Origin of the sequence: Aequoribacter sp. (assembly GCF_965659035.1) — a bacterium.
In the GTDB taxonomy this organism is placed as follows: Bacteria; Pseudomonadota; Gammaproteobacteria; order Pseudomonadales; family Halieaceae; genus Aequoribacter.
Genome location: NZ_CBFHWH010000015.1, coordinates 31801 through 39968, shown reverse-complemented (window position 1 = coordinate 39968; position 8168 = coordinate 31801). Strand labels below are relative to the sequence as shown.

Here is an 8168-nt window from a genome sequence, read left to right as displayed (position 1 = left end):
TGAGCCCAGACAAACATCGTCGCTTTGGGGGGTACAACAGGCCAGCCTGCATTGTTTAGGCCGCTGCAAAGCACATCGCGGCGGCTTTTGTACAAAGCCACAATATCGCTGACACAAGATTGATCGCCCTCTAAGGCGGCAATTGCGGCAACCTGTATGGGTGTGAACATACCGTAATCAAGGTAACTTTTTACCTTAGCCAAAGCGCCAACCAAAGTGGGGTTGCCCACGCAAAAGCCAACACGCCAGCCAGGCATGTTGTAACTTTTCGACATTGTAAAAAATTCAACTGCGATATCTTTCGCGCCCTCGACCTGCATGATCGATGGAGCGACGTACCCATCAAAGCAAAGATCAGCGTAGGCTAAATCTTGAACCACCCATATGCCATATTCTTTCGCAATGGCGATGACACGCTCAAAAAACTCCAACTGCACGCACTGCGTCGTTGGGTTCGACGGGAAACTAAGCACCAACATCTTGGGGCGCGGCCACGAATTCTTGATCGAGTTTTCTAATTCTTCAAAAAACTGGTGTTCATCGCTCATGGGGACGTGGCGAATATCCGCACCGGAAATCACGAAACCGTAGGGGTGAATCGGATAGCTTGGGTTAGGCACCAAAATCGCATCACCAGGCCCAGTAGTAGCCAAAGCCAGGTGGGCCAGGCCTTCTTTTGAGCCCAGTGTAACAATGGCCTCTGTTTCTGGATCTAAATCGACGTCGTACCGGTTTTTATACCAAGTGGTAATGGCCCGACGCAACCGAGGAATACCCTTAGACTGCGAGTAACGATGTGTATCGCCACGCTGTGCGGTCTCGACCAACTTGTCTACGATGTGCTGTGGCGTAGGTTGATCGGGGTTACCCATACCAAAGTCAATGATATCTTCGCCCCGCGCGCGGGCTTCCTGCTTGAGCTGTCCTGTAATATTGAAGACGTAAGGAGGGAGACGGTCGATTCGTGCAAAATGGTCGTTCACAGTGATTCCAAAAATAAAGGGGCCCGCAGGCCTAGTCTAAAATGCAAGCGCGCGTGCGCTCAGTTGTTACTCTTCGGTAATACCCAAAATCTCGGCGAGTTGGTCGGCTGTCTTGTAGCCTGGGATGAGCTCGCCCGAGTCTAAAACGATCGCGGGAGTACCGTTCACGCCAACGGCACGACCCAAGTTAAACTGCTCGGTAACTAAGGTACTGGCACAGGTTTTGAGTGCTCTACTCTCGTTGTTTTTGTATGCAGTCAGGGTATCCGCTCGGTCATCAGAGCACCAAGTGCTAACTAGTTCATCCAGTCCTCGACGATTTTTGTCCGCAGGATTTAGACCATAACGTGGATACGCCAGATAGCGCACCTCGACCCCTAGCTCGTTCAGACGAGGCACCTCAGCGTGCAGCTTGCGGCAGTAATAACAAGTCGTATCGGTAAACACGCTAATGACAGCTTTGACCTCACCCTCCGGCATAAAAATTGTGGTATCGCTGTCCTTAACCGATGCCATCAATTTGGCCCGTTCGCCATTGCGGCGCATCTCAGTAAGGTTGACGACACCACTTTCAAGCACCGAGAACAAATCGCCTACAAAAAAATACGAACCTGACTCGTGGGCCACAATCGTAGGACCGTTCCGGAACGTCACTTCGTAAAGCGCGTCGACGCCCGCGGGTTTTATAGACTCAACCACCATGCCCGCTAGACTCGCCTCAAGCGTCTGTTTTAAACGTGACTCGGCATCGTCGTCCGCTCCAAAAACGCGGGACGCAAGCATGGCTAACAGGCAGACAATCAAGATCTTCTGAAGGTTTTTCATCATAGGTCTCTGGGCATTGTGAATTGCACGTTCGAAAACGTCTTATTGTACCCTGTGTCGCACACAGTTGGTATGGCTCTAGCCCCTTGGATGGTGCTTTGCGTGCAAATCTTGCAAGCGTTGCTGTGCTACGTGAGTATAAATTTGCGTTGTCGTTAGATCGGAGTGACCCAATAGCATTTGAACGACTCGCAAGTCGGCCCCGTGATTCAAAAGATGGGTCGCAAAAGCGTGACGCAAGGTGTGTGGAGACAGAGGTGCCTTAATTCCCGCCCGCTTCGCATACAGTTTGATTCGATGCCAAAAGGTTTGGCGCGTCATACCTTGCCCGCGAATACTGGGAAACAACCAATCGTTCGCTTTTTTTTCGACGATCAGTGGGCGCCCTTCGCGCAGATAACGCATAAGCCAATCCAGCGCCTCCTCGCCCATCGGCACCAATCGCTCTTTCGAACCTTTGCCTAATACACGCACAACGCCTTGATTAACACTGACATTAAGCTGCGTGAGCCCTACCAATTCGCTAACACGCAAACCGCAAGCATACAACAACTCAAGCATCGCCTTGTCGCGCAATTCAATTGGGCTTTCGACGTTTGGGGCACTGAGCAGGGCATCAACATCCTGCTCAGATAGCGACTTAGGTAACGCACGCCCCATTTTAGGTGACTCAACATCCGCTGTTGGATCCGTTACGCACCAGCTTTGCCGCAAGGCATAGCGATAAAAACTTCGCAAACACGATAGTAAACGAGCCGTTGATCGAGGCGAACGCCCCTGCTTCAATCGAAGTCCCAAATAGCGCTGCAAGTCCGCTCCGTCAGCTTGACGTAGCGGCCTGCCAGCGACCGCTTTGTCTAACCAGGCCTGGTAGTGGGCAAGATCGGTGCGATACGCGCTCAACGAATTGTCAGAGAGACCCCTCTCCATCCACAAGGCGTCAATGAATTGCTCGATATCAGGAGACGTCGCCATAGCACTTGAGCGTTTAACCACGATTCCTGAACTCTACCACGACGTCAGCAAGGAGTTGTACTAGAACGCAAAAAACGCCGACCGAAGCCAGCGCTTTGCAAAAGATGTCCGAGCCGAAGCCCAGAGAAGTCGTTTAATTGGACAGCTTTTCTTTAATGCGAGCCGCTTTACCGCTCAGTTCACGCAAGTAGTAAAGCTTCGCTTGACGAACGTCACCGCGACGTTTGACCGAAATGCTTTCCACTAAGGGGCTGTAAGTCTGGAAGGTACGCTCAACACCAACACCATGAGAAATCTTGCGCAAAGTGAACGCAGAATTCAGGCCGCGATTTTTAATGCCCAAGCAAACGCCTTCGAAGGCCTGCAAACGCTCGCGGTTACCTTCTTTTACACGAACCTGAACGACCACGGTATCACCGGGGCTAAACTCAGGGATTTCCTTGCTCATTTGCTCTGCTTCAAGCTGAGAAATAATGTTACTCATCGTTGCTACTCCTTTTGAAACCCGCTCACGCCGGCTCGATCTACTTAATCTGTTTGCTGCTGCGCCAAATACTCGTCCAACAGCGTCTTTTCTTCCCGCGTTAACTCGCGTTGTTCCATCAGATCAGGACGTCGTTCTAATGTCCTAACCAGCGACCGCTGTAAACGCCATTTCCGTATGCGCTCGTGATTACCACTGAGCAGCACATCGGGCACAGCCTGGCCCTCGTATACTTCTGGGCGTGTGTAGTGCTCGCAATCGAGAAGCCCGTTAACAAACGAGTCTTGCTCCGCCGATTGATCGTGGCCCAACACACCAGGGACCCATCGACAAACCGCGTCCATCACTACCATCGCCGGCAACTCACCACCGCTTAAGACGTAATCTCCGATCGAGATTTCTTCGTCAACTTCCGCTGCGATCAGCCGCTCATCTATCCCTTCGTAACGTCCCGCTACAAAAATCAACGCTTCGTTACTTGCCAACTCTTTAACACGCTCTTGTGTTAGAGGTTGCCCTTGTGGCGACATGTACACCACTCGTGCGTTCTGCGCCTGCTTTCGCGCCTGGTCAATAGCCAAACGCAAAGGCTCAATCGCCATTACCATGCCGGGCCCACCGCCATAAGGACGATCATCGACCGACTTGTGCTTATTAAATGCATAATCACGCGGATTTATCGCACCAATCTGCACTAAGCCCAAGTCGCAGGCCCTGCTCGTGACCCCTGACCGTGTCAGGGCAGTCAACATTTCGGGAAAAAGTGTCACAAGCATTAACTGCATTGCTTTACCTCCCCTTTACCACTCAGGATCCCAATCGACCTCAATGGTATTCGACGCTATATCAACGCCGAGAACAACTCGCTCAAGCAAGAATGGAATCAACCTCTCTTGCTCATCGACGCTACCTTCAGTGCTTTTAACAACGAGCACATCGTTTGCGCCTGTTTCAAGCATGCTACTCACTTCGCCGAGCAACACCCCTTTTGTAACTACTGTCATGCCAATCAAGTCGCGCCAGTAGAATTCGTCTTCCGCTAACTCCGGGAGCATCGCGGACGGCATCGTTATATCGACACCCTGTAACAACTCCGCCGCGTTTCGATCATCAAGCCCTTTAAGCTTTACTGACCAGCCTTTTGTCAGACCTTTGCGAGCCTCAACTTCAAACGCGGTTTTGCTGCCTCTTTGCATCAAATACAAAGGCGCATACTCAAATAATTGCTCTTCTGGATCGGTAAAACTTCTTATCCTTACCCATCCTTTGACCCCATGCGCGCCGAGCACTCGCCCGACCGTAATGAGATCATCGCCCGCCATGGGACTTAGGCCTCAGCTGAGCTTGAAGCCTCTTTCAACAGGCTGGCAACGCGATCTGACACTTGCGCGCCATTACTACGCCAGTAGTCAACGCGATCAAAATCAACGCGCAAACGATCTTCCTGCCCACGAGCTGTCGGGTTAAAAAAGCCCACACGCTCAATAAAACGGCCATTGCGAGAGTTACGGCTATCAGCCACAGTAAAGTGGTAGAAAGGACGCTTTTTTGCTCCGCCTCTTGCCAATCGAATTGTTACCATAAATGTGTTCCTGTTAGTTTGAACGCCCCAAATTCTTGGTGTTACAGAGGCAATACCGGCACCCTTGCCGGAAAGGCGCGTATCATACGGAAAAACGCCCCGCTTTGAAAGCCCGATTTTTCACAAGCTTTCGTAATTTCTCAATCATTTACCGAAAGGGAAAACCACCGCCCTTTGGCATGTTACCGGCCATGCCTCGCATCATTCGTTCGAGGCCTCCGCCCTTCATCTTTTTCATCATCTTTTGCATCTGTTTATGCTGTTTAAGTAGGCGATTTAGATCTTGGACCTGTGTGCCAGAGCCCAGGGTGATACGACGCTTACGCGAGCCCGCGATTAAATCAGGGTTGCGACGCTCTTTCGGCGTCATCGAGTTGATCATAGCCTCCATACGCATAAACATTTTGGGGTCCATGCCCTGAGCAGCCTGGGCCATACCGCCCATACCGGGGAGTTTATCCAACATACCCGTTACTCCACCCATATTGTTCATTTGCTGTAATTGGTCACGAAAATCCTCTAAGTCAAAGCGCTTACCTGCTTTCACTTTCTTGGCGATACGTTCCGCTTTGGCCTTATCAACCTTTTGCTCGGCCTCTTCAATAAGCGATAAGACATCGCCCATCCCCAAAATGCGCGAGGCTATTCGGTCGGGGTGAAAAGGGTCCAGCGCCTGCGTTTTTTCGCCTACACCTAAAAACTTGATCGGCTTGCCAGTAATGGAACGAACTGACAGAGCCGCACCACCACGCACGTCGGCATCGACTTTGGTCAAAATCACGCCTGTTAGAGGCAAGGCGTCACCGAAGGCCTTCGCAGTATTGGCCGCATCTTGCCCGGTCATCGCATCAACGACGAACAAGGTTTCTATTGGGTTAATCGCCGCATGCAGGTCTTTTATCTCCGCCATCATTTCTGCATCAATGGCGAGCCGTCCCGCAGTATCTACCAACAGCACATCGCTAAATTGTGTTTTCGCCGTTTGCACCGCGCGCTTGGCAATCTCAACCGGAGATTGGTTAATCTCGCTTGGAATAAAACGAGCACCGACCTCCTGAGCCAAGGTTTCTAGCTGCTTGATTGCTGCCGGACGATAAACGTCAGCACTGACCACCGAGACTGATTTCTTCTCGCGTTCGATCAAACGACGCGCCAATTTAGCCACCGATGTCGTTTTACCCGCACCCTGTAGACCGGCCATCAAGATAATAGCTGGAGGTTGCGCAGCAAGGTTCAACGACTCGTTGGCCGAGCCCATGGTGGACTCAAGCTCTGATTGAACGATTTTTAGAAAAGCTTGCCCAGGGCTTAGAGCCTGAGCCACTTCTTGACCTAATGCCCGCTGCTTAACCGCCTCCGTAAACGTTTTAACGACGGGTAAAGCAACATCGGCCTCAAGCAAGGCCATACGCACCTCGCGCAATGTGCCTTGAATATTATCTTCACTCAGCTTCGCTTTACCGGAAATGGATTTTAGGGTCGCAGACAAGCGATCTGACAAACTTTGAAACATGCTGACCTCTCTAGGGCCTCTGCCCTATTGATTATGTGACTCGATCTGGGTACAAAGGAGGATTATACGTCAACCACAGGCCAGCGCCCACTCATGACCGCCTTGATTATTGCTTTAGCGACAGCCACAGCGTATTTCCTGGCCGCTGGACATCAACTTTACTATGCACCCAGACACCGTGGAGCCAGCTCTGTTTTGGCCTTGAGCAGCGGCGCACTCGCAATTATCTTGCACGCTTACTTAGTTTTTGGGGCTTTGCAGTCCCACGCGCTCGCGCCGCTGGGGTTTATCGAGGCCTCATCACTCGCATTCCTGTTAACCAATGTCGTCGCCGCACTGTTGCTGGTCATCAGACCCTTGCAAACGGTGTTGATTGGTCTATTCCCACTCTCCGCCCTGACCGTATTGGTCAGCGTACTGGCGCCAAGCGAGATGCAGGCCACTTCTTTGGCACCGGGCGTTGTCATTCACATTGCATGTTCATTATCTGCCAACGCCTTGCTGGCAATTGCGGCCATGCAGGCCGGGCTCGTCGCCTTACAAGATCGACAGCTGCGCAAACATCACAACTTAGGAGTGACTCGTTGGTTGCCACCACTCCAAAAAATGGAACGCTTGCTCTTCGAGCTCTTGTGGATTGGCTTTGTGGTTCTCAGCTTAGCCATCATTACAGGTTTTGTTTTTTTGGAAGACATGCTCGCTCAGCATGTGGCGCACAAAACGGTCTTCACCATCAGCGCTTGGTTGGTTTACGCCAGTCTTTTATGGGGGCATCACCAGCAGGGCTGGCGATCGAGAACCGCGGTAAAACTTACTCTCGCTGGATTTTCCCTGATCCTGCTAGCCTACTTCGGCTCAAAATTTGTACTGCAGTGGCTCTTAGACTAGAAAAGTCTCGTTTTGTCGCTTGCGTGCTGGCCAGAAGTTCGAGACACTTACACCTCAATAGACATATGAGATTCACACAGCGTTGAACGAAGCGCCCTTAGAGCTGCTGTTTACAGCTCTCGCCATCTTAATCGTCCTGTCGGGTTTTTTCTCGTCTTCAGAAACAGGGATGATGTCACTCAACCGATTCCGCCTGAAACACTTGCGCAACGAAAAGCACAAGGGTGCAGAGCGTGCCAGTCAATTGCTTGAGCGACCCGACAGACTCATCGGCCTTATATTAATCGGCAACAACTTGGTCAATATTCTGGCCTCTGCTATCGCGACGGTGATCGCGATCCGCCTGTTCGGTGACGCTGGTATCGCCATCGCGACCTTGGTACTGACGCTGGTGATCTTAATTTTTGCCGAGATCACACCAAAAACGATTGCGGCGTTGCACCCCGAGCGTATTGCCTTTCCGGCAAGCATTGTGTTGTTACCGCTGATGAAAATCATGTACCCATTGGTGTGGGCCATCAACGGCGTCACCAATGGCCTGCTTAAACTTCTCGGGGTAAACCCAGAAAACACCAGCAACGATTCCGTATCGTCCGACGAGCTGCGCACTATCGTTAACGAGTCGAGTCAATTGATTCCGACTCGGCACCGCGGAATGCTGCTAAACATCCTAGATCTCGAGGAAGTCAGTGTCGATGACATTATGGTGCCTCGCAACGAGGTATACGGCATTGACCTTGATGATACCGATGAAGAGATCATGAAGACGCTGCAAGCTTCAGAACATACGCGATTACCCGTATGGCGCGAAGACATCAATAATATCGAAGGCATTTTGCACATGCGCAACATCAGCCGTATTGTCGATGCCAACGGTTTAGACCGAGAAGCCTTGCTACGCGAAATGGAACAACCTTA

Annotated in this window: 10 protein-coding genes; 2 read left to right on the top strand and 8 right to left on the bottom strand. The window is 51.4% G+C overall.

Translation table 11 applies throughout. From position 1 onward, the window contains the following. The 8 genes from ACTF5Z_RS04420 to ffh form a co-directional block, all read right to left on the bottom strand. The coding region (locus tag ACTF5Z_RS04420; RefSeq protein ID WP_438984647.1) for an aminotransferase class I/II-fold pyridoxal phosphate-dependent enzyme at window positions 1-983 on the bottom strand (983 nt) is incomplete at its 3' end. Between the two features lie 66 nt (window positions 984-1049). Then, on the bottom strand, window positions 1050-1811 hold the full coding sequence (locus ACTF5Z_RS04415; protein ID WP_438984646.1) for a DsbC family protein: 762 nt from the start codon (window positions 1809-1811) through the stop codon (window positions 1050-1052). A gap of 75 nt (window positions 1812-1886) precedes the next feature. Continuing rightward, entirely contained in the window at window positions 1887-2783 is an 897-nt protein-coding gene (xerD, locus tag ACTF5Z_RS04410; RefSeq protein WP_423849236.1) for a site-specific tyrosine recombinase XerD, read from the bottom strand. Window positions 2784-2916: 133 nt separating this feature from the next. Further along, entirely contained in the window at window positions 2917-3267 is a 351-nt protein-coding gene (gene rplS, locus ACTF5Z_RS04405) for a 50S ribosomal protein L19 (RefSeq protein ID WP_423849235.1), read from the bottom strand. A 44-nt stretch (window positions 3268-3311) separates the two neighbouring features. After that, the gene (trmD, locus tag ACTF5Z_RS04400) at window positions 3312-4052 is read right to left on the bottom strand and encodes a tRNA (guanosine(37)-N1)-methyltransferase TrmD (RefSeq protein ID WP_438984645.1); all 741 of its coding nucleotides are present in this window, start codon (window positions 4050-4052) and stop codon (window positions 3312-3314) included. Window positions 4053-4067: 15 nt separating this feature from the next. Beyond that, entirely contained in the window at window positions 4068-4589 is a 522-nt protein-coding gene (rimM, locus tag ACTF5Z_RS04395) for a ribosome maturation factor RimM (protein ID WP_423849233.1), read from the bottom strand. A gap of 5 nt (window positions 4590-4594) precedes the next feature. Continuing rightward, the gene (gene rpsP, locus ACTF5Z_RS04390; protein WP_423849232.1) at window positions 4595-4849 is read right to left on the bottom strand and encodes a 30S ribosomal protein S16; all 255 of its coding nucleotides are present in this window, start codon (window positions 4847-4849) and stop codon (window positions 4595-4597) included. Between the two features lie 148 nt (window positions 4850-4997). Then, a complete protein-coding gene (gene ffh / locus ACTF5Z_RS04385; RefSeq protein WP_423849231.1) occupies window positions 4998-6362 on the bottom strand; it encodes a signal recognition particle protein in 1365 nt (454 codons plus the stop codon). A 93-nt stretch (window positions 6363-6455) separates the two neighbouring features. Between ffh and ACTF5Z_RS04380 the strand changes: the two genes are divergently transcribed. Beyond that, window positions 6456-7250, top strand: a complete 795-nt coding sequence (locus tag ACTF5Z_RS04380) for a cytochrome C assembly family protein (protein WP_438984644.1) — start codon at window positions 6456-6458, stop codon at window positions 7248-7250. Window positions 7251-7332: 82 nt separating this feature from the next. Then, a partial coding sequence (locus ACTF5Z_RS04375; protein ID WP_438984643.1) for an HlyC/CorC family transporter occupies window positions 7333-8168 on the top strand: 836 nt, incomplete at its 3' end.